Source organism: Psychroserpens sp. S379A, from assembly GCF_049800755.1.
GTDB lineage: Bacteria > Bacteroidota > Bacteroidia > Flavobacteriales > Flavobacteriaceae > Psychroserpens.
Window position 1 is genome coordinate 167,923 of record NZ_JBNAFQ010000003.1, and the last position, 22,537, is coordinate 190,459.

At 31.3% G+C, this 22,537-nt stretch carries 24 protein-coding genes; 11 read left to right on the forward strand and 13 right to left on the reverse strand.

Translation table 11 applies throughout. From position 1 onward, the window contains the following. Window position 1: 1 nt before the first annotated feature. Window positions 2–766: a tetratricopeptide repeat protein gene (locus tag ACP15M_RS09915; RefSeq protein ID WP_425077053.1), complete on the reverse strand. Its 765-nt coding sequence runs from the start codon at window positions 764–766 to the stop codon at window positions 2–4. 121 nt (window positions 767–887) lie between these two features. Between ACP15M_RS09915 and recF the strand changes: the two genes are divergently transcribed. The 4 genes from recF (at window position 888) to ACP15M_RS09935 (ending at window position 3,897) form a co-directional block, all read left to right on the forward strand. Continuing rightward, window positions 888–1,967 (forward strand): DNA replication/repair protein RecF, encoded by a 1,080-nt coding sequence (recF, locus tag ACP15M_RS09920; protein ID WP_425077054.1) that lies wholly within the window; start codon window positions 888–890, stop codon window positions 1,965–1,967. Then, entirely contained in the window at window positions 1,964–2,392 is a 429-nt protein-coding gene (locus tag ACP15M_RS09925; RefSeq protein WP_425077055.1) for a lipocalin family protein, read from the forward strand. Before recF ends, ACP15M_RS09925 begins: the two co-directional genes overlap by 4 nt. A 6-nt stretch (window positions 2,393–2,398) precedes the next feature. Next, on the forward strand, window positions 2,399–2,695 hold the full coding sequence (locus ACP15M_RS09930) for a DUF721 domain-containing protein (protein ID WP_425077056.1): 297 nt from the start codon (window positions 2,399–2,401) through the stop codon (window positions 2,693–2,695). A gap of 68 nt (window positions 2,696–2,763) precedes the next feature. Further along, a complete protein-coding gene (locus tag ACP15M_RS09935; protein WP_425077057.1) occupies window positions 2,764–3,897 on the forward strand; it encodes an acyltransferase family protein in 1,134 nt (377 codons plus the stop codon). 162 nt (window positions 3,898–4,059) lie between these two features. Here the strand turns inward: ACP15M_RS09935 and ACP15M_RS09940 are convergent, their stop codons facing one another. After that, window positions 4,060–4,992, reverse strand: coding sequence for a peptidylprolyl isomerase (locus ACP15M_RS09940; RefSeq protein WP_425077058.1), 933 nt, complete (start codon window positions 4,990–4,992; stop codon window positions 4,060–4,062). A gap of 127 nt (window positions 4,993–5,119) precedes the next feature. Between ACP15M_RS09940 and ACP15M_RS09945 the strand changes: the two genes are divergently transcribed. Further along, the gene (locus ACP15M_RS09945; RefSeq protein ID WP_425077059.1) at window positions 5,120–5,575 is read left to right on the forward strand and encodes a hypothetical protein; all 456 of its coding nucleotides are present in this window, start codon (window positions 5,120–5,122) and stop codon (window positions 5,573–5,575) included. Here ACP15M_RS09945 and ACP15M_RS09950 read toward each other — a convergent pair whose 3' ends face one another. The 5 genes from ACP15M_RS09950 to recQ all read right to left on the reverse strand — a co-directional run bounded on the left by ACP15M_RS09950 (window position 5,576) and on the right by recQ (window position 9,853). Beyond that, entirely contained in the window at window positions 5,576–6,184 is a 609-nt protein-coding gene (locus ACP15M_RS09950) for a MarR family transcriptional regulator (protein WP_425077060.1), read from the reverse strand. It lies immediately after the preceding gene. A 54-nt stretch (window positions 6,185–6,238) separates the two neighbouring features. Next, window positions 6,239–6,502, reverse strand: coding sequence for a DUF2024 family protein (locus ACP15M_RS09955; RefSeq protein ID WP_425077061.1), 264 nt, complete (start codon window positions 6,500–6,502; stop codon window positions 6,239–6,241). A 3-nt stretch (window positions 6,503–6,505) separates the two neighbouring features. Next, entirely contained in the window at window positions 6,506–7,231 is a 726-nt protein-coding gene (locus tag ACP15M_RS09960; protein WP_425077062.1) for a hypothetical protein, read from the reverse strand. Window positions 7,232–7,286: 55 nt separating this feature from the next. Next, window positions 7,287–7,520: a thioredoxin family protein gene (locus tag ACP15M_RS09965; protein WP_425077063.1), complete on the reverse strand. Its 234-nt coding sequence runs from the start codon at window positions 7,518–7,520 to the stop codon at window positions 7,287–7,289. A 131-nt stretch (window positions 7,521–7,651) separates the two neighbouring features. Further along, entirely contained in the window at window positions 7,652–9,853 is a 2,202-nt protein-coding gene (gene recQ, locus ACP15M_RS09970; RefSeq protein WP_425077064.1) for a DNA helicase RecQ, read from the reverse strand. 86 nt (window positions 9,854–9,939) lie between these two features. Between recQ and ACP15M_RS09975 the strand changes: the two genes are divergently transcribed. From ACP15M_RS09975 to lptB, 4 genes are all read left to right on the forward strand, one after another. Further along, complete coding sequence (locus tag ACP15M_RS09975) at window positions 9,940–10,908, forward strand: KpsF/GutQ family sugar-phosphate isomerase (RefSeq protein WP_425077065.1); 969 nt, start codon at window positions 9,940–9,942, stop codon at window positions 10,906–10,908. Next, on the forward strand, window positions 10,908–11,735 hold the full coding sequence (gene tatC / locus ACP15M_RS09980) for a twin-arginine translocase subunit TatC (RefSeq protein ID WP_425077066.1): 828 nt from the start codon (window positions 10,908–10,910) through the stop codon (window positions 11,733–11,735). Before ACP15M_RS09975 ends, tatC begins: the two co-directional genes overlap by 1 nt. Further along, window positions 11,728–12,075 (forward strand): carboxymuconolactone decarboxylase family protein, encoded by a 348-nt coding sequence (locus ACP15M_RS09985; protein ID WP_425077067.1) that lies wholly within the window; start codon window positions 11,728–11,730, stop codon window positions 12,073–12,075. The genes tatC and ACP15M_RS09985 overlap by 8 nt, the downstream gene beginning before the upstream one ends. 66 nt (window positions 12,076–12,141) lie before the next feature. Beyond that, window positions 12,142–12,885, forward strand: a complete 744-nt coding sequence (gene lptB, locus ACP15M_RS09990) for an LPS export ABC transporter ATP-binding protein (protein ID WP_425077068.1) — start codon at window positions 12,142–12,144, stop codon at window positions 12,883–12,885. On the opposite strand, the gene ACP15M_RS09995 is transcribed toward lptB, so the two are convergent. The 3 genes from ACP15M_RS09995 to ACP15M_RS10005 all read right to left on the reverse strand — a co-directional run bounded on the left by ACP15M_RS09995 (window position 12,882) and on the right by ACP15M_RS10005 (window position 16,376). Next, entirely contained in the window at window positions 12,882–14,465 is a 1,584-nt protein-coding gene (locus ACP15M_RS09995; RefSeq protein ID WP_425077069.1) for a hypothetical protein, read from the reverse strand. The genes lptB and ACP15M_RS09995 overlap by 4 nt on opposite strands. Window positions 14,466–14,795: 330 nt before the next feature. Beyond that, window positions 14,796–15,611, reverse strand: coding sequence for a TerC family protein (locus tag ACP15M_RS10000; RefSeq protein WP_425077070.1), 816 nt, complete (start codon window positions 15,609–15,611; stop codon window positions 14,796–14,798). Between the two features lie 9 nt (window positions 15,612–15,620). Continuing rightward, window positions 15,621–16,376 carry a CDP-alcohol phosphatidyltransferase family protein gene (locus ACP15M_RS10005; RefSeq protein WP_425077071.1) on the reverse strand — a complete coding sequence of 252 codons (756 nt, stop codon included), beginning with the start codon at window positions 16,374–16,376 and terminating at the stop codon, window positions 15,621–15,623. A gap of 122 nt (window positions 16,377–16,498) precedes the next feature. Between ACP15M_RS10005 and ACP15M_RS10010 the strand changes: the two genes are divergently transcribed. Further along, a complete protein-coding gene (locus ACP15M_RS10010) occupies window positions 16,499–17,569 on the forward strand; it encodes a PorV/PorQ family protein (RefSeq protein WP_425077072.1) in 1,071 nt (356 codons plus the stop codon). Between the two features lie 17 nt (window positions 17,570–17,586). Then, window positions 17,587–18,756 carry a DUF4105 domain-containing protein gene (locus ACP15M_RS10015; RefSeq protein WP_425077073.1) on the forward strand — a complete coding sequence of 390 codons (1,170 nt, stop codon included), beginning with the start codon at window positions 17,587–17,589 and terminating at the stop codon, window positions 18,754–18,756. 5 nt (window positions 18,757–18,761) lie between these two features. Here ACP15M_RS10015 and ACP15M_RS10020 read toward each other — a convergent pair whose 3' ends face one another. Genes ACP15M_RS10020 through ACP15M_RS10030 form a run of 3 tightly spaced genes read right to left on the reverse strand, consistent with a single transcriptional unit; the run spans window position 18,762 to window position 22,534 of the window. After that, window positions 18,762–20,156 carry an exopolysaccharide biosynthesis polyprenyl glycosylphosphotransferase gene (locus ACP15M_RS10020; protein WP_425077074.1) on the reverse strand — a complete coding sequence of 465 codons (1,395 nt, stop codon included), beginning with the start codon at window positions 20,154–20,156 and terminating at the stop codon, window positions 18,762–18,764. A gap of 40 nt (window positions 20,157–20,196) precedes the next feature. Next, window positions 20,197–21,219 carry a glycosyltransferase family 4 protein gene (locus ACP15M_RS10025; RefSeq protein ID WP_425077075.1) on the reverse strand — a complete coding sequence of 341 codons (1,023 nt, stop codon included), beginning with the start codon at window positions 21,217–21,219 and terminating at the stop codon, window positions 20,197–20,199. Beyond that, a complete protein-coding gene (locus ACP15M_RS10030; RefSeq protein ID WP_425077076.1) occupies window positions 21,170–22,534 on the reverse strand; it encodes an O-antigen ligase family protein in 1,365 nt (454 codons plus the stop codon). Before ACP15M_RS10030 ends, ACP15M_RS10025 begins: the two co-directional genes overlap by 50 nt. Between the last annotated feature and the right edge of the window lie 3 nt (window positions 22,535–22,537).

Sequence of the window (22,537 nt, forward strand, 5' to 3'; positions counted from 1 at the left end):
ATTAGTTCTTTGCTTCTGCTCTTCCTATAAATACATCAATATTAGTAGCTTCAGAAGCGCTTGAAAATTCTTCTTTTATTCTTTTAAAATAACCCAATGCTTTTTCAGATTGTCCTAAACCTAAAGCCACATTAGCAGCTTTAAACAAATACATTGGTGTTGTATATTCATTTGAAGAAGCAGCAATTGCTTTTTCATAATAACTAAGAGCATCTTCTGGTTGATTTAATTGTACGAATGCATCTCCAATTCCACCTTGAGCAACAGGTCCTAAAACAGCATCATCTGTTTTAAAGTCGCTTAAATGCTTTACAGCATTTGTATAATCTTTAGTATTTAAATATGCCATTCCAGCATAATAATTGGCTAAGTTTCCAGCTGGAGTGCTTCCATATTCATTAACGATATCTAGCATACCATATTTTCCTTCTCCACCAGTTAAGGCTAGATTATATAATGAATCTTTAGCAGTTCCGTTTACAGCTTCTTCAAAATATTTTTGAGCAGTAAACATTTCGTTCATAGCTTCACTCGCTTTTGGTTCTGCAATAAACTTATTGTAACCTAAGTATCCTAAAACAATAGCAGCAGCAAGACCAACGACTATAAAAATATTCTTCTGATTCTTAACAGCCCAATCTTCAGCTTTAGAAGCACCTTCATCTAAGGTGTTAAAAACTTCAGCAGTTGTTGAGTTTTCTTCAATAGCTTCAACTTTTTCAACTTTTGTTTTTGGTTTGTAACCTCTTTTCTTATAAGTTGCCATAATTCTTTATTTGTGCCCGCAAAAATAAAATTTTTATTGGGAATTAAAAGGTAAATTATTTGTTATTTTTACTTCTTCTTATTAGAGATTAAACCTAAATACGAATATTCCAGTCTGTTTTATGATTTTAAAAACCCTCAGCTTGGTCAATTACAAGAATTTTGAAAGTCAGGATTTTGAGTTTGACAACAAGATAAATTGCTTTGTTGGCTTTAATGGCGTTGGGAAAACTAATGTTCTAGATGCTATATATCATTTGTCTTTTGGAAAAAGTTATTTTAATCCAATAGCCACACAAAACATTAATCATAATGCAGATTTTTTTGTGGTTGATGGTATTTTTGACAAACACGAACGTACTGAAAAAATTATTGTGTCTCTTAAACGCGGACAAAAGAAAATGATTAAACGCAATGGAAAAGCTTATGATAAATTTAGCGATCATATTGGGTTTATTCCATTAGTTATCATATCTCCAGCAGATCGTGACTTAATTATTGAAGGCAGTGACACTAGGCGAAAATTTATAGATAGTGTTATCTCACAAAGTGACAAAGTGTATCTCAACAATTTGATTAACTACAATAAAGTGCTCTCTCAGCGTAATGCACTTTTAAAATATTTTGCGCTCAACAATACTTACAATCAACAAACTATTGAGGTTTACAATGAACAATTACACACTTTTGGCTCTGAAATTTTTAAAACAAGACATGAATTCTTAAAGGCTTTTATTCCTATTTTTAAAGCACGTTATGAAGCGATAAGTAATAAAAATGAACAGGTTAATCTAGTGTATAAAAGTGATTTGTTTGAAAATGACTTAAACACGCTTTTACTACAACGCATCAATAAGGATAAAGCTTTACAGTATACAAGTGTTGGAATTCACAAAGACGATTTAAGTTTTGAAATTGAAACACATCCTATTAAAAAATTTGGAAGTCAAGGTCAGCAAAAATCCTTTTTAATTGCGTTGAAGCTGGCACAATTCGATTTTATAAAACAGCAAAATGGTGTTACGCCTTTACTGCTTTTAGATGATATTTTTGATAAATTAGACGAACAACGTGTGGCACAAATTATCAGTTTGGTTGATAACGAAAATTTTGGTCAGTTGTTTATAAGTGACACACATGCTGAACGGACTGAAAATGTAGTCAAGCAAATTCATCAATCGTATAAAATTTTTAAATTGTGAAAAAAGAACAAAGATTACTTTGCTTTATCGTCTTAATAGGAATCTGTTTTGGATGTTCGAAAAATCCGAATTCTTTTATACCTCATCTTAATGGTTACTGGGAAATTGAAGAAGTGACGCTTTCTAACGGAACCAAAAAAAGCTATACTTATAATGATACTGTAGATTATATTGAAATTTCAGATAGTTTAACAGGATTTAGAACCAAATTAAAGCCTAATTTATCTGGAACTTATGAAACTTCAACAGATAAAGAAGGTATTACCATTAAAATTGAAAATGACAGCTTACATTTGTTATACACTACGCCTTATGCTAGTTGGAAAGAAACAGTTTTAAATGCTAATAAAGATCAATTATTAATCATAAACGCTAATAAAGATATGTACCTTTATAAAAAGTACGAAGCTTTTAACTTAGACTAAACTCTCATGGCAAAACGCAATAATGAACATTTACCGATAAGTGATATTTTAAAAGAGTTTGTTGATGCAAACAATCTTCAAACTGGTTTAGATAAAGTCAATGTTAGAGAGGCTTGGGCTAAAATGATGGGAAATGGCGTCAACAATTACACCACAAATATTGTTTTAGAGCGCGGCACGCTTTATGTACAATTGAGTTCTAGCGTATTGCGTGAAGAACTGAGTTATGGAAAAGAAAAAATCATACAGATGCTTAATGAAGCTTTAGGCAAAGACATTATTAGTAAATTGGTACTGCGTTAATTCGATATAAACTTAATGCTTGAAAGGTCGTTTGTTTTAAAACGCTTACAGTTACGCACAAATAAGAAATGAAAAAAGAAAACATCTATTTCCCAAACTTAAATGGATTGAGGTTTATAGCTGCGTTTTTAGTATTAATACATCACATCGAACAATTTAAAGTAATCTATGGTGTTGCTAACTCACAAGTTAAGATTCCTTTTATTGGAATTATTGGAAAACTTGGAGTGGTTTTATTTTTTGTGCTTAGTGGTTTTTTAATAACCTACTTATTATTGGTTGAAGAAAAGACAATTAAAAAAATAAGTATTTCTAAATTCTACATGCGTAGAATATTACGTATATGGCCTTTATATTTCTTCATTATTCTCTTAGCTTTTTTAGTACTTCCGAACATAGACATTTTCATTTTACCTAATTATGGTAAAGATGTTATTTATTCAAATTTATCTTGGAAATTACTCTTGTATGTTTTTTTCTTACCAAATCTAGTGCTTTCTTTATACGGAATTGTTCCTTATGCGTCTCATACTTGGTCTATAGGAACCGAAGAACAATACTATTTGGTTTGGCCAGTACTTCTAAAACATATAAAAAAATATCGCGTTGTATTAATGTTTGCCATTATCATTATTTATCTCGCTGTTAAGTTCTTTTTTACAACCTCGTTTGCTAGTTTTATTCCTCACCACAAAATATTACGTTCATTTTGGAATTCATTTCCTATTGATTGTATGGCAATTGGTGGTATCTATGCTATTCTTCTTTTTCAAAAGCATCGATTTTTAAAATACCTATTACGAAATGATTTGTTTTATGCTTCAATTCTTATCGTTTCTATTTTGATGATAAAAGGTGTACGCATTCCTAATTTTCACTATGAATTTTACTCTGTATTCTTTGGAATAATCATTCTTAATTTTTCAGTTAATGATAAGATTAAACTATCATTAGAAAATAAAATCTTGAATTATCTTGGTTCTATATCTTATGGTTTATACATGTACCATCCCATTGGTATTGTATTAGCGCTGTCTATAAGCTTATCGTTAGATTTTAGCACAAATTGGATTTTATATCCACTGAGTTTGGCTTTAACCATACTAATGTCTAGCTTATCATATACCTATTTTGAATCGTTTTTCCTTAGGTTTAAGAAACGGTTTTCATATATTAGAAGTGGTCATGCAAAAGCTGAATAAAATAGTATTCAAATAAAAAAGCACCTTAGTAAAGGTGCTTTTTTATTTGCTATGAGATACTGAAACAAGTTCAATATTAATAGTTTTAAAAATCAAAAGATACTTCGACAAGCTCAGTATAAGTGACTCACTCAATTTTGCTTTGCAAAATTGGTTCGCTACTTACTTTACATCCATCAACTCCACATCAAAAACTAAAGTCGCATTTGGTGGAATAACTCCTCCTGCTCCAGCAGAACCATAACCTAAATCACTAGGAATTACCAAACGTGCTTTATCGCCTACATTAAGTAAACAAATACCTTCGTCCCAACCAGGAATCACTTGTCCGACTCCAACTTGAAAATCTAAAGGCGCATTTCTTTTGTATGACGAATCAAATACAGTTCCATCTGCTAACTGACCTTTATAATGTACTGATACCATTTTACCAGCTTCCGCTGCTTTACCTTCACCTTTTTGAATGATTTGATAACGCAATCCACTTTTTGTTTCTTCAAATCCTGAAGCCAACTTATCTAATTCAGCTTTAGCAGCTTCACGTTCAGCAGCAACACGTTTTTCGCGTGCGCCTTCAAAAGTTCTAAACGCTTCAATAGCATTAAAAGCTTCAGCAGTTGCTCCAACTCTAATAATCTCTAAGGTTTCAATTGCATCACCTTGAGCAATAGCATCAACAACCTCTTGTCCTTCTTTTACTTTTCCGAAAACCGTATGATTATTATCTAACCAAGGTGTTTCGACATGCGTTATAAAAAACTGACTTCCGTTAGTTCCTGGTCCAGCATTTGCCATAGACAAAACTCCTGGTCCATCATGTTTTAAATCTGGATGAAACTCATCATCAAATTTATAACCTGGATTTCCTGTTCCTGTTCCTTGCGGACAACCACCTTGAATCATAAAATCTTGAATTACTCTATGAAATTTCAATCCATCGTAATAAGGATTTCCTTGTGGCTTTGCTGAATTTTCTAAATTACCTTCAGCTAAAGCAACAAAATTACCTACTGTTCCTGGCGTTTTTTCGAATTCTAAAGCGACTAAAATTTCGCCTTTTGTAGTATTAAATTTTGCGTATAAACCGTCTTGCATTGTGTTTTGTTTAAATTGAGGTGCAAAGATACACAATGATTTAGGATTTTCGAATTGCGATTCAAGAAATACACTCTAATTTTGTACTCGTAAATATTAAACCTAATTTTACCGAAAATTCCACTCTATGAGTTTTATTACCAAATTAAAAGCCGCTTTTGGAAATCCGAGAGCAATGGAAAAACTTCATGTAGACGACCATACAGAAGCCATTATTAATGATATAGAACATGAGCCCTTTGCCATTTCTGATTCTAACGTGTTGTATGCTGGTTTAAATGAGCTAGGCGGTTATTATTTTTTACAAACTGTTATTGTTGGAACCTTTCATATAAAAACAAATAAAGGCGCACAACTTAAAGTGATTGGTCATGATTTTGAATTGCTTTTAGAGTCTGATATGGTAGAATTAGAATCTGACCATTCTAATGTATCTAACAGAAGTATTTCTAAAATTGATTTTCAAATTGAAGAAACTGATGCTGCAAAAATAAAGCGTTCTAACTTGAAACAGCTTATTTTAACTAGCAAAAAAGAAGTTATTGAATTCTCGGTTTATGAATCAAATGACGAGGAAGAATAATTAGATTTTTTCTTCAAACTCAGGACAATCCAATCGTATATCAGTATTTAGTAATTCCTTTTCTAATAAATTACAATAATCTGAATCATTTTGTTTTTGGTAATACTTGCATCCAAAACATGTGCGTTGTACTGTTAAAATTCCTTTTCGATTTAATTTATAAATTAATTCGCTTAAGGTTTTAAAAACACTTTCTAAATCTTCTTGTTCTAATGTATCTACTTGATGTTTTAAAGGTGACGCAAAATCATAAGTTTGAGAAAGAACTTGTTTTCCTAATTGAGAAACATGAATCGTATAACTTCTGCTATCACTAGACGAATAATCTTTAAGAATTAATTGTTTTTTATTTAGAATTTTAATGGCATCGCTTATTGTTGGTTTGGTAACGTTAAACTCTTTAGCCAAATGACTTACATTACAAAGTTCTTGTTTGTGATAGGCTATAAAAATTAAAATTTGAATTTGTATTGGACTTAATCCAACTTGTTTCGCTTTTTCCCAAAGTAAAATTTTGAAGACTTCAGATATACGTTCAAGACCAGCTACAATCTTACTAGGAAGATTGTTCTGCTGATAACTAGGATTAAAAATACTTTTGTTCATCATATAAAAAGCCTGCCGAATTTTGGTCGACAGGCAAAGTTAGTCATCCTAATTAAATTAATGACAATTTTCCATTTCGATTATTGAATAGCCTTGTTTGACTATCTCATTTATAACAGCTTCTGAAGCTTTTTCTATATGACAGAAGTTGCATTTTTTAGAATTTAACTCATCCGTTTCAAAAGATTTACTAGATAAATACTGATTCCCATATTGAAAGATCTTTTCTTCATCATTTAAGATGCTTGGTACAAGAATATCAAAATGCATTGTTTTGCCATCCTTTCTTTGAACATAGGTATCCCAAACTGAAACTTTCATAACTTATTGCTTTACTTTATATGGTAATGATAAGTTTTCGCTCGCCACACTAAATACGTCGTACACACCTAACATTGGTAATTCATTATTACTCGTATTCACTTTCATAAAAGCCGAAACACCATCGTAGTTAAAATCTGTTCTGTTATTTATTCTGTAATCTGGCACTATAACTTTAATTGTATTTGTACTCGTCATCACAGGATAACCAGGAGAATCCATATACATTGGCATTCCTGGATTTGTTGGAGGTAAAACCACAGTATCGTCAGCCTTTTTAAATTGTTTTACCGAAAGACCTCCAGCAACTCGATCATCTTTATGAAGTATTACCCAATGAGGATGCCAAACAACTCCATCATTATCATATACTTGATCACTATTTTCGTCCCATAAAGGCGTATCGTCAAAATCGGGATGAGAGGTTAATGCTAGTGCAACAATACCTTCTGTTTGATTAAAACCTACATCTGTTGATTTTAATGACGTTGGAAAAACATAACCTAACACCTCAGCGCCATCTAATTTACCAATTTTTGATGGCACTGTTCGTCCAGCTATTCCGTTTACAGATATTTCCCAAACTGTTATACCCAAATCGTTTTGATGTTTCACTTCTACTTTCGAAATGATAAAATCATCAGATTTATATTTATGTTCTTGAGCACTAGAGATAAGACCTTGACTTATAAGTAATACTACTATAATTAATGTTTGTATAGATTTCATAATTAAATTGTATTATTGATTTTAAATTAGGATCCCTAACTATTTAAATTAAAGATTAGCCTTTAACATCTGCTATAGAGGCACCAAAATTGATATGCAATGTGTTTCCGTTTGGTGTTACCAATGCTGGTACAGATTGAACTCCAGCTTGTTCTGCTTCTGAAATTCTTGATCGTTCTTCTCCAATGTTTACAACTTCAACATTATCTGATCCTACTAAATTAATAATGTCATGCTCTGCACTTACACAAACAGAGCATCCTGCGTGATAAAAAATTGATTTTCTCATTTTAATAAACTTTAAATTATTGCAATATTGCGATACAAATATAGTTAGGATTCCTTACTTTTAAAAATATTTATATGTAAAATTTATAACTCTTTATAAAAATAAGGTTGTATATTGCTTAAAACAAGGTTCTAATTAGCCACTTCGCTCATAAACTTAATGCGAAACAATCGGAGTTCTTCTTCTTCATAATCACCATCAAACTCATCAACAGCTTCAGAAATCTTATCGGTTTCAGATTCCATAAAATAGTCGTGAATTTCTTCTTGTTGATCTTCATCAAGAATTTCATCTATCCAATAATTAATATTGAGTTTGGTTCCAGAGAACACAATAGCTTCCATCTCTTTAATAAAATCAGACATATCCATTCCTTTAGAAGAGGCAATATCATCTAAACGTAATTTTCTATCGACATTTTGAATGATATATAACTTAATTGCAGAATTTGATCCTGTGCTTTTAACCACAAAATCATCAGGTCTTAAAATATCATTATCATCAACATAAGTAGCTATTAGTGCTATAAAGTCTTTTCCATATTTTTTAGCCTTTCCTTCTCCAACACCATGAACATGACTTAACTCATCAATAGTAATCGGATATTTTAAAGCCATGTCTTCAAGAGAAGGGTCCTGAAAAATAACAAATGGTGGCACTCCTAATTTTTTAGCATTGCGCTTTCTAAGGTCTTTAAGCATCGTCATTAATTTCTCATCAGCAACACCTCCACCTCCTTTAGACGCAGTAATAATTCCATCATCTGAAGTTTCATCGAACACATGATCTTCGGTCATCATAAAAGATGTTGGAGAATCGATAAAATCACGACCTGCTTTTGGCAATCGTAACACACCATAGGTTTCGATATCCTTCTTTAAATAACCAGCCACTAAAACCTGACGAATTAAAGCCATCCAGTAACGTTTGTCTTTATCTTTTCCTATACCAAAAAATGGTAAGGTATCTGTTTTATGTGAAGAAATAAGTGCATTTGAAGTTCCTACTAAAACATTTACCAAATCTTTAGATTTGTATTTCTCTTTAGTTTTATCGACCGTTTCTAATAAGGTAATCACTTCTGCTTTAGCTTCATGCTGTTTTTTTGGATGACGAACATTATCGTCCATATCTCCTCCTTCACCAGTTTCATTATCAAACTCCTCACCAAAATAATGTAATATAAACTTTCGTCTAGATACTGAACTTTCAGCAAAAGCAACAACTTCTTGCAATAGTGCTTGTCCGATTTCTTGCTCTGCAACAGGTTTACCAGACATAAATTTTTCTAATTTTTCTATGTCTTTATAAGCATAATATGCCAAGCAATGTCCTTCTCCTCCATCACGACCAGCTCTACCTGTTTCTTGGTAATAACTTTCAATACTTTTTGGCATATCATGATGAATTACAAAACGTACATCAGGTTTGTCTATTCCCATACCAAATGCAATGGTAGCTACAACCACATCTGCATCTTCCATTAAAAACATATCTTGATGCTTCACACGCGTTTTAGGATCTAAACCAGCATGATAAGGCACAGCATTTATGCCATTAACTTGAAGCACTTGAGCTAACTCTTCAACTCGTTTTCGACTCAAACAGTAGACAATACCAGACTTCCCTTCATTTTGCTTCACAAATCGAATGATATCTGCATCTACATTTTTCGTTTTAGGGCGAATTTCATAATATAAATTCGGTCTATTAAATGACGCTTTAAAGGTAGTTGCATCAGTAATATCTAAACTTTTTAAAATATCTTCTTGAACCTTTGGAGTTGCAGTTGCTGTTAATCCAATAATTGGAATATTGTCTCCAATACGTTTAATAATATGTCTTAGATTTCTGTATTCTGGTCTAAAATCGTGTCCCCATTCACTAATACAATGGGCTTCATCTACTGCCATAAATGAAATAGTGACTGTTCTTAAAAACTCAACATGCTCTTCTTTGGTAAGAGATTCTGGAGCTACATACAGTAATTTTGTAATTCCATTTGTGATATCTTCTTTAACACGTTTGACTTCAGTTTTGTTTAATGACGAATTTAAAACGTGTGCAACACCTTCTTCATTTGACACACCTCTAATCGCGTCAACCTGATTCTTCATTAAAGCAATTAAAGGAGATACAATTATGGCTGTTCCTTCTTTTATTAGCGCTGGAAGCTGATAACATAATGATTTTCCTCCACCAGTTGGCATGATAACAAATACATCCTCACCAGCAACAACACTTTTAATGACACTCTCTTGAAGCCCTTTAAAATTTGAAAAACCAAAGTATTGTTTAAGCGCAGAATGTATATCAATTTCTTTTATACTCATTAATCCCTATTAGTATTTTTGATACATTTGCATAAGACTAAAGATAACAATTTCTTTAAATCCATCAAACTCAAAAAAAATTAATTTTGAACAGTATACAATCTATCTTAGAAACTGGTAGAAAAACTATTGATTTAGAGCGTGATGCAATCGCTAATCTCAGTCATTTATTAACTGATGATTTTGCACATGCTGTATCTTTAATTTACAACTCTAAAGGTCGTGTTATTATTACAGGAATTGGTAAAAGTGCCATTATTGCTAATAAAATTGTAGCTACACTCAATTCCACAGGAACTCCAGCAGTCTTTATGCATGCTGCTGATGCAATACATGGCGATTTAGGGTTAATTCTTGAAGATGATGTTGTGATATGTATTTCTAAAAGTGGAAATACTCCAGAGATTAAAGTTTTAGTGCCTCTAATTAAAAATGCTAAAAATAAAATGATAGCCATTACTGGAAATGACACTTCATTTTTAGCACAACAAGCAGATTTTATACTAAATACATTTGTTGAGCAAGAGGCTTGTCCGAATAATTTAGCTCCAACAACAAGTACAACTGCTCAGTTAGTAATGGGAGACGCATTAGCGGTTTGCTTGTTAGAACTTCGTGGTTTTTCAAGTCAGGATTTTGCAAAATACCATCCTGGAGGAGCTTTAGGAAAACGCTTATATTTAAGAGTAAGTGATTTATCATCTGTAAATGAAAAGCCTAAAGTAAAATTAGACACTTCGGCAAAAAATGTGATTGTAGAAATTTCGGAAAAAATGCTAGGTGTTACAGCTGTAGTTGATGAGAATAATAAGATTGTAGGAATTATTACTGATGGTGATTTAAGACGAATGCTAACCAAAAGTGAAGATTTTATTCATTTAAGTGCTCAAGATATTATGGGAAGTCATCCAAAACGTATCGATGAAGATGCTATGGCTATTGATGCTATGGAGCTTATGGAAGAAAATGGTATTTCTCAATTATTAGTTGAAAAAAACGGAGAATATGCTGGTGTTATTCATATTCATGATTTAATTAAAGAAGGTATCATATAATGGCAAAGAACAATCCTAATGAGATGTCTTTCTTAGATCATGTTGAAGACTTAAGATGGCATTTAATTCGTATAACTATAGGCATTTTAGTTTGTGCAACTGTTGCTTTTATTTTTAGTGGCTTCGTTTTTGAGCATATCATATTTGCGCCAAAGCGAATGGACTTTCCTACCTATAAATGGTTATGTAAAGCTTCGCAGTTAATAGGTATTAATGATGCAACATTTTGTGCTACTGAGTTTCCTTTTAAAATTCAAAGTAGAACTATGGCTGGTCAGTTCTCGGCAGATATTTGGACCTCAATTTTTGCTGGACTTGTATTGGCTTTTCCGTATGTAGTTTATCAATTATGGAGTTTTATTAGTCCTGGTTTACGTAGCAGTGAACGTAAATACTCTAAAGGATTTATCTTTATTACGTCTTTGTTATTCTTTCTTGGTGTGCTATTTGGTTACTATATAGTTACACCATTATCAATAAATTTTTTAGCTAACTATAGTGTAAGTTCAGAAATCTCAAATGAGTTTGATATTAGTTCGTACATTTCAATATTACGATCTTCGAGTTTGGCTTCAGGATTAGTATTTCAGTTGCCAATTATTGTCTATTTCTTAACAAAAATTGGATTGGTTACTCCTCAAATCATGAAAAAATACCGAAAGTTTGCTTTGGTAATTGTCCTAGTGCTTTCTGCTATAATTACACCTCCAGATTTAGCTAGCCAAATTATTGTTGCTATTCCAATTTTAATATTATACCAAGTGAGTATATACATATCAAAAGTTGTATTAAAAAACTTAAATAAAAAAAGAAAAAATCATGCCTAATAGTGTTTCAGAGTTTAATGCCTATCGTTCTAAAATGAATGATGCCATACTAGCAGATAATAATAAAATTATTAAACGTATTTTTAATCTAGACACCAACGCTTTTACTGAAGGTGCTTTAGATAAAAAAACCAAAGAGTTATTAGGATTGGTAGCTTCTACGGTTTTAAGGTGTGATGATTGTATTAAATATCATTTAGAAGCAACCTACAAAGAAGGTCTTAAAAAAGAAGAAGTTGTTGAAGCTTTAGGTATTGCAACTTTGGTTGGTGGAACAATTGTGATACCTCATTTACGACGTGCTTATGAATATTGGGATGCCTTAGAAAATCAACAGTAAATCTAAGAGCGTTAAACTTATAATAAAGAAAAAGTAAGTCGTAGTTAATTTACTATTTTAGCAATCATGAAAAAATTAAGAGCCGATAATTTAATGAAATCCTATAGCGGAAGAAAAGTCGTTAAAGACGTTTCGTTAGAAGTCAATCAAGGAGAGATTGTTGGATTACTTGGACCAAATGGAGCTGGTAAAACCACTTCTTTTTACATGATTGTTGGACTCATAAAACCTAATGGTGGTAATATCTATCTTGATGATACTGAAATTACTAACTATCCAATGTACAAACGTGCTCAAAACGGAATTGGATATCTGGCTCAAGAAGCTTCTGTGTTTAGAAAATTAAGTATTGAAGACAACATCTTAAGCGTGCTTCAAATGACTAAACTCAGTAAAAAAGAACAGGAGCATAAAATGGAATCCTTAATTGAAGAGTTTAGCCTAGGACATATTCGTACTAACAGAGGTGATTTATTATCTGGTGGTGAGCGTCGTCGTACCGAAATTGCTAGAGCTTTAGCTACAGATCCTGATTTTATTTTACTAGACGAACCCTTTGCTGGTGTAGATCCTGTTGCTGTTGAAGATATTCAAAGAATTATTGCACAACTTACCAAAAAAAATATTGGAATTTTAATTACAGATCACAACGTACAAGAAACATTAGCAATTACAGATCGAACATATTTAATGTTTGAAGGAAGTATTCTTAAAGCTGGTAAGCCTGAAGAATTAGCCAATGACGACATGGTTAGAAAAGTTTACTTAGGTCAGAACTTTGAACTGCGTAAAAAGAAATTAGAGTTTTAAGGGATTTTTAAAATGCCCCAATGTGCGCTTTTTTGGGAAAAATTCTCTTTATATTTTGTCTTCAATTTTGAAATAATATTTGTGTACTGAGTATATATAACTACTTCAGATTGCTTTAGCTTTAAAGATTTAATGTTTTCAATATCAAACAGTTCGTTTTTAGATTTTAACACACTAACGGTTACTGTATCAGTATCTTTTACAAAATCTCTAACTTTACTAGATCTTATTCTTCTGTTTGCTTTATGTTTTGTCATATAGCCCAACTCTATCAACTTGTTGGTCATATAACTATGTTGTACATCTTGTAATATACTTAGATTGTTATCTATTGCATAATTGACAGATTCATTTCTATTTAAATCTAAGTCGTACACAAAATCTTTCCATTCTTCAAAGAGGCAATATGAAAAACCAAACAATGGTCTTGGTCCTTCTAGAGTTGGCATGGCCATTCCTGATTTAAAAACCAATTCAACTGTATTTAATTTAACAAAATTATCTGGATTGAAGCCTGCATCAATACTTAACTCATTTCCAACTTTATTCTTGAGTTCAAATCCAGGTCCCCAAGCCGAACTAGAAGTAACATTTACACCTATAATCCAAGGCAAGAATATTGTACAAATAACTAGAACTTTACCTCCTTTATGATTCATTAGTTTCATTCCTGAAACGCTCAACAAAATTAAAGGCACAATTAATGTAATCATATATTTATATGATGGATACAAACCAATTATCAAATAAGGAAACAAACCAATTAAAAAAAGAATACCGTTTTTATATGTTGCATGTTTAAAATCATAATAAACACCAGCTATTAATAGAAAAATTAATGCAGGTGTCAAAAACGTAATTGCAACAGCACCTAAACTTAGTAAAGAGGTTTCTTTTCGTTGCATAATAGAATTCCCTTCGCTATAGGTCATATATATATCTGTTGGAGAATATCCAGATAAGTAAATAAAGAAAACCACAGATAATGTATACATTAGGAATACAAACACCATTTTTTTTGAAAATATTTTAGACAAAACCTCTTTAAAACCGTTAGCTTGATATAAAATATATTCGCCAAACAAAATGAATAAATAAAAGCCACAGCTCCATCTAAAACTAGCACCTAATCCGAATAGTAAAACTGAAAAAGTTAAATGCGTCCATTTTCCATTTTTCAAAAATTTTAATAAAAAAATATGCGATAACAATAAACCTGAAATAGAAATCATGGTAGGATTAACTAAAAGGCTTGAAAAAAGTACTTCTGGAATAATAAAAGGCAGTAGCAACAATCCGTAGAAACTATGTTTGTGATTGTTACCGTTTTTAAGAAATATGATGTGTGCTAACAAACATAACGACAACAAACCAAATATAAAGGAAATACATATTGAAAAACCTCTTATAAAAGGTTCATTTTTTGCATCTAAAACCGATAAAATTATATCAAACATACTATGATAAGAAGAATATGGTGGCTGCATTTCAGCTTTTCTTCCCATAAGATGATACATCACTGTTGCTGCATCGTCACCTTCAATATAACTGAAACAAAGACTAAAAATGTATAAACACATGTAAATAAACATGTAGTATAAAAACACCTTAATTTTCATAAAATTGTTTTACTAATTTTAAAACCTTTTCTTGTTGCTCATTACTCAACTCATAATACAGCATCAAATCCATTAAGAGTTTCTTTAAATTGATCTTGCAAATCGCAATCTAAAACAACAACCCAAATTCCTTTTTAAATGTTTTAATCAAGTCATAATTACTAGATGTTGCTCAAAATTACGGCCCAACCTAACAGGTTTTATTATTAATTGCAGCCTTGCTATTTCTGAATAAAATTCTCTAAAATTGTTTCAGCTATACAAACAGGACTTACAAAAGGAATATGCGGTTTAGGATTTTTCTTTATTTGATTTTGTTGCTTCTTGTATCAATTTTTTCTGATATCGACCTTGTACAATATCAACAATAACTAAAATAGCAATTACAAAATAAAAGGTCGTTTTACTCATTGGAACAATTTCATTTCCAAATATTTTTAAATGTGCCAGATGACCTCCTTCGGTTACGAGCATGATTCCGACAATAAAAAGAATAAACAAACCAAGAACTTCATACATTCGGTTTTTTGCTAAAAATATTGATATTCTGTCTGCTAACAATAACATAAGCAATCCGCTAGCAACAATTGCAATAGCCATAACGACAAACGCAGTTGTAGAGTTTTCAATATCACTTGTTAGTCCGATAGCAGCTAGAATAGAATCGAATGAAAACACCAAATTCATAATCACAATACTAGTAATCACTGCGTTTGAAGATTTCCTACTGTCTTGATTACCATTAAGGTCTTCTTCAAAATTGCTTTTCCCAATCATGTGCCAGATCTCTTTTATAGCTGTATAGATGATAAAAGCACCTCCTGCAAGTACAATTAAACTGTGACCATTAAATGCAAAATGAAATACGTCGCCAATCTTACCTGTTAACCATGAGAAAGGCTCTTGAAAGAAATCAATAATAGATACCAACACAAATAACAATACGATTCTAAGTACAATAGCAATTAAAATCCCAATTTTTCTAACACGTTTCTGGTCACTTAAAGGTGCTTTTTTTGATTCTAAAGAAATATAAAGCAGGTTATCAAATCCTAATACTGCCTGAAGCAACACAAGCATTAATAATGTAAAAATGACTTCTAACATAGAAATAAATTATTTAGTTGTAAGATTTTTAATTACTGAAAGTACGATGTAAAGTATGATGATTAATGGAATTGCAATAAAATGAAACACAATCATAAAAAGTACACTTATACTAATTAAAATGTACCGAAATTTATTATCTGTAAACCCAAAGTTTTTAAATTTTAACGCAAATAGCTTAATGTTTGAATTAAGTAAATAACAACTTACTATAGTTATTCCTATTAAAAACCATTGGTTTGAGATCAACAAATTAAAACTTACGTTATTCTGAAATTCAACAATTAAAGGCAATGATATGATGAGTAAAGTATTGGCTGGAGTTGGCAAGCCTTTAAAATAGGTTTGTTGGTCTTCATCTATATTAAATTTAGCCAATCGGTAAGCCGAAGCTAATGTAATGCATAAACCTATTAATGGCAATAGACTTATAGATGTAAGGTCTAACATTGTCTCAGAACTCCATTGAGTTTCAGTTACCTTTTCTGGAACATTCATGCTCATAGACATTAATTTAAACATGACAATACCAGGAACCAATCCACTAGTAACCATATCTGCTAAAGAATCTAACTGTACGCCTAAAGCACTTTGCACGTTTAGCTTTCTAGCTAAAAGTCCGTCAAAAAAATCGAAGAAAATTCCGAGAAAAACAAAAAATGCAGCAGCCACAAAATTATTATAAACGGCAAATATTGCTGCAATGCTTCCGCAGAACAAATTAAGAAGTGTAACAAAATTAGGAATGTACTTTTTTACAGACATGCAAAAGATTTATGTAAAAATAGCAAACTATTTTAGACTTATACAAGTGTAATGCAATAACTACATCATTTTGCAGTTTAATAGATTAAAAATATTATGCATCTTTGTAAAAATTTTTGCTGTTGAAGACATACTTACTCATCATACTGTCATTAATGACATTGGCAGGCTCTGCTCAAACTACTCGCAAATATTCCAATGAATTTTTAAATATTGGTGTTGATGCTGCTGCTCTTGGTATGAGTAATGCTGTGGTTTCACATACTTCAGATGTAAACTCTGGTTACTGGAATCCTGCTGGATTAGTTGAGTTAGAAGACAACCAACTTGCAGCCATGCATTCTAGTTACTTTGCTAATATTGCCAACTACAATTATTTAGCCTTTGCAAAACCTTTAGATGACAGAAGCGCTATTGCTGTATCTCTTATTCGTTTTAGTGTCGACGATATTTTAGACACAACACAATTAATTGACGATCAAGGTAATATTAATTACGATCGTGTGAGCCTCTTCTCTACTGCAGATTATGCCTTAACATTTTCATATGCTAGAAATTTGCCAATACCTGGTTTAAGCTATGGTGTTAATGCCAAAGTGGTAAGACGAATTATTGGTGATTTTGCTAGTTCTTGGGGTTTTGGTTTAGATTTAGGAATACAATTTGAAAATGATAACGATTGGAAGTTTGGTATCATGGCAAGAGATATCACTACAACCTTTAACGCTTGGTCTTTTGATGATGATAAACTTGAAGACATTCAAAGTGCTATTGAAGGTCAAAACCAAACCGAACCTGAAAGCACAGAGCTAACCATTCCGAAATTACAAATAGGAATGTCTAAAAAATTCATTTTTCATTACGATTACTCATTATTAGCGTCTTTTGATTTAAATGTTAGATTTGAAGAAAACAACGATCTTATATCTACGTCTATAGCCAGTATTAATCCTGCCTTAGGTTTTGAATTTGGTTATACAGATTTAGTGTTTTTAAGAGGTGGTGTAGGAAATTTTCAAAATGAATTACAACTCGATAATTCTGAAAAGCTAACCTTTCAACCTAGTTTGGGCTTAGGTTTTAAATACAAAGGCATATATATAGATTATGCATTTACAGATATAGGAGACCAAAGTGTTGCATTATATAGTAATGTATTTTCTTTAAAACTTGATTTTAGTATCTTTAGATAGTGAATACATTCGCCTATATGAAGCTAAATATTTTATTCCTCTTTTCTTTTTTAATTTCCGCAATCACATTTGGACAACAAAGGCAGTTATCACCTCAAGCAGAAATTTCAGTTTTAACTATAGGTTCTGGAACGAATCTCAATGATGCTTTTGGTCATAATGGTTTCAGAATTAAAGACAGGCAGTTAGGTTTAGATGTTGTATATGGTTATGGCGAATATGATTTTGATACGCCTAATTTTTATTTAAAATTTGCACAAGGAAAACTCAACTACCTTATTAGTAAACATTCGTTTTCAGATTTTTATAAAATCTACACCTATTATGACAGAACCATACAAGAGCAGGTTTTAAATTTATCGGCTTCAGAAAAACAAAAGCTATATGATTATTTAGTTCATAATTATAAACCTGAAAACAGAAGATATCTGTATGATTTCTTTTATGATAATTGCGCAACTAAAATTAGAGATGTGACCAATCATATTTCTGATAAGACAATTACCTTTTCAACGCCTAAAACCTACAAAGCAAAAACTTTTAGGCAACTTATACATGAACATGTTGGACTTAACACTTGGGGAAGTTTTGGAATAGATATGGCATTAGGCTCTGTAATTGATAAAACAGCAGAACCTTATGAACAGATGTTTTTACCTAAGTATATTCATGATTTTTTTGGTGAAACAAAAATTAGCAACTCTAAACCCTTGGTAAAAGAAAGCAAAACCATTTATAAAAAAAGGCATCAAAACCATACTGAAAACTTTTTATGGAGCCCTTTTATGATAATGACTTTGATTGCTGTTTTTATTCTTTATATCACTTACAAGGATAAAAAACAACACAAACGCAGTAAATGGTTAGATGTTTTTGTTTTCGGAATTACAGGTGTTTTAGGAGTCTTGATGTTACTCTTATGGTTTGGCACTAATCATTCTGCAACAGCTCAAAACTATAATATTTTATGGGCTTTTCCATTAAACTTACTAGTGATTGGTCAACTATTAAAACCGAAGATAAAAAACTGGTTTAAAAGTTATTTAAAGTTTTTAATCATCATGTTTGGCTTAATTACCTTGCATTGGATTATTGGTGTTCAGGTATTTGCAATAGCTTTAATTCCATTACTTATTGCTTTGCTTTATAGATATATCTACATCTATAATTTTTTAAGCAAAGCATAAACTTTTTATTGTCCACGATAATACAGTATTGTGCTTAAGGTTTTTACTACGATGTTTAAATCTAAAAACACGCTTCGATGTTTGATATAATATAAATCGTATTGTAACTTCATTAAACTATCGTCAACTGATGAGCCATATCTTGTTTTTACTTGAGCCCAACCTGTAAGTCCAGGTTTAACTATATGTCTTGTTTCGTAAAATGGTATAATTCTAGACAATTCATTAACAAAAAACGGACGTTCAGGTCTTGGTCCAATGATACTCATTTCTCCTTTTAAAACATTAATAAACTGAGGAATTTCATCTAGTCTAGAGCGCCTCAAAAATTTACCAAACTTGGTGATTCTAACATCATTTTTTTCAGCCCATTTTGCTCCATCACTTTCAGCATTAACAATCATACTCCTTAATTTCTTAATCTGAAATACCTTTCCGTTTTTACCAACACGCTCTTGAGAGTAAAATAATGGTCCTTTATTAGCTATAAGATTTCCTATTAGAATAATTGGTAATAAAAGTATTCCTATTAACAAACCAATAATTGAAAAGAGAATATCAAACGTTCTGTGAAAAAATAAGTATAACGTATTTTGATTGCTCCTACTAAACGGAAAGTATTTATAAAAGTCTTTTCCTACAAACTGTATTGGCACGCGATAAGTGATTTCCTCGTAAACTTGAGTGTATTCTCGTATTGTAAAGCCGTGTTCTAATAAATTTATTAAATCGTGATATATTTCGGGAGTTATGGTTTCAGAATTGTAACTAGCGACTAAAATTTCAGATATTTTATGCTTCTGAATCACATCCATAAGCTCATGAGGCTGAAACTCTTTTAAACCCTTAAATTTAATCGGTTTGTTAGCTTCTTTTTCGCAATTAATAAATCCAATTATCTTGTAGTTTGGGTCTGTTTCTTTTAAAGGTTTAATAATGTTTTCAATATTAGAAATTTCGCCAACTAAGACTACTTTTTTATAAAATCGTGGCGAAGAAATGAAGGTTGTATATATGAGTCGCCATAAAAATAACATGACGATTATAGTTAAATAAAAGTAAAGAATTTGCAACCTATTTTCGGGTAATGATGGTGTAAAGAAAGGAGTTAACAGATAAAACAAAACAGTCGTTGAAACTGTAATTACAATATTTCTAAAAGTAACATCTAGTTTATCAGATTTTTGAAGGTCATAAATTTCAAAAATGGTTCCAAAAACAGTAATATATAGCACCAATACATATAACGCTACACTATTTCGATTATTAATCATTAAATAATCGAAATCTAGAAATAACTCAATAATATATAGGCCAAAGAAAATAGATATGATATCAAAAATACGCAAGAGAATCTTACGTTCTGATATTTCGAAATGTATGCCTTTTTTCTTAGTCATTCTTCAAATTATTGATAAATATAACAAGTAAAAATAACTTTTAACATGAATTCAAATCTAATGCTTTAAACCAAACTTGTTTTACTTGTTTCCAATCAAATTTTTCTACTTTATTTCTAGCACTTTTAATCAGTTTTTCTCTTTTTTCAAAATTATTTATCACAGAAATAATGGCAGTTGTCATTTGTTCAGGTTCGTTTGGAGCAACGAGTATTCCATCAACATCATTGTCAATTAAATATGGTAATCCTCCAACATTAGTAGAAACTACTGGTAATCCTAAAGCCATCGCTTCAATAACACTAACAGGCATATTGTCGAAGTTAGTTGTATTTATAAACACATTGTAATCTTTTGATAAATCAATCCATTCTTTTTTTTCTAATTTACCAGTAAATTTCACCTTTAAGTTTAGTTTCATTGCTAAGGATTCAACACTTTTTTGAGATCCATCAGCATCAGGACCAACCATACATAAACTAGCATTAGGATAAGATTCGCTCAACTTATGTAATACATGAATAGCTAATTCTGGATTATAAATTTTAGAAAACGAACGTACCCAAAGCAATTTAGGTGCTTCATATACTCTGGTTGCAAAATTATAATCATCAATTTTAATTGTATTAGGAATATGAGTAATATCATTATATCCAGCGTCTTCGAATATCTGTTTTAAAAACATTGAAGGAGATACATTACGTTTAGCATTCTTAAAGATAAGGCGACTTAAATACGGATTGTTTTTTAATCTTGAGGCTAAATTCCCTCCATGAAGAATTGGGATATAATTGACATTTAAAATTCGACATAACTGACTAATTAACAAAGCATAATAAAAATTTTGAGTACTATATGTATCTATTAAAACAATGTCAATTTTTCTAGATAATTTTATGCACGTCCAAGCCATATCTAACAACCTCAACAATTTATTAGACTTTGAAGATGCATAATAAACACAAAAACCTTCGCTTTCAAACAAAGAGCCTAAAGTTTGTATTCCAGATAAATTAGATACTTTGTTGTTTAAGTTGTTTCCTATGTATAGGACGTTTTCCATCAGTAATATTTAAAAGCGCTAATGCATATATAAAAGCTGGAGTAGCTAATCGCATAGATGAATGATTAATCGTTGCAAACCAAAAACATAGAAATGCATAGAAAAAGTAATTACTCTTATTTCTTGATCTCAAATCTAAGGGTTTAAATATTAAAATAAGTAACATTATAACGCCTAAAATTCCATGCTCAGCTAAAGTTCTACTAACCTCACTGTGAGATGTAACACCTTGACCTTCAACTTCAATACGTTGATCTTTTGCACGACTAGAACCAATACCAAAAAAGGGATTAGAAATAAAACCTTCTAGCTCTCCAAGAAATAATTCTCCTCTTCCTGTTGTAATATCTGATTTGTCTCTACCTAAATGATCCTTGTTAGTATATCTTAAGTCTATATAACCATCGGTTTGATTAGAACTAAACATCCAAGTTGCTACAGACACAAAAGCAAACACCGTAAAAAGCAATATGACTTCATTTTTTCTTTTTCGAGATACTTTAAAATAATAAATTACCAAAAAGGCTAAAGCAGCCATGGCTGCTGTTACTACTCCTCCACGACTAAAAGTCACTACAGCTCTATATGTTATTACTGAAAACAAACCTATGTTTAAAATCTTATGGCCTAAATTAGGAGACTTTGTAAACAATCGTACTACCAAAATAAACATACCTAATCCTAAAATTGTAGATACTTGATTTGCTCCCCAACCACCTGAAGCCGATCTATTAGATCCTGTTCCTGACAATACATCTTTTACACTAGGATTATAAAATAGTATATAAATGGTATGTGATATTATAGGCAATAGCATACATAATAGTATTCTATTAATTTGTTCGACACTTACTCTTTTACCATAACAAAATAAAGCTGCAACACCTAGACATACTGGACCACTTAATACAAAAGCAATATTTGTTCTAAAATTTGCATCAAAACTTAATGTCGTAGATGCTACAAATATAGATGGCACCAACAACATTAAATATAAAAAGTAAGGGAATCCACTACCTGAAATTCCTTTATAGAACATACCTAACATCACAAAAAATATCACCAAATATTTACCTGCTTCATATGAAATAGAGCCTTTAGTCATTCTAAACAATACTTCTGCTCCAACAAAATAAGCGCATGCAGTTAATACATGGTATGTTTTAGAGGATTTAGGAGCTAAAAGAATTTTAGCAAGAAAGTAACTAAAAGCAGCCAAAAAATAGATTTTAGCCAAACCCTCATTAAAATAAACCAGCATACCTATTACAACATGCAGTCCAATAGCATTTATATAAGTAACATCTGTTTTCAATAG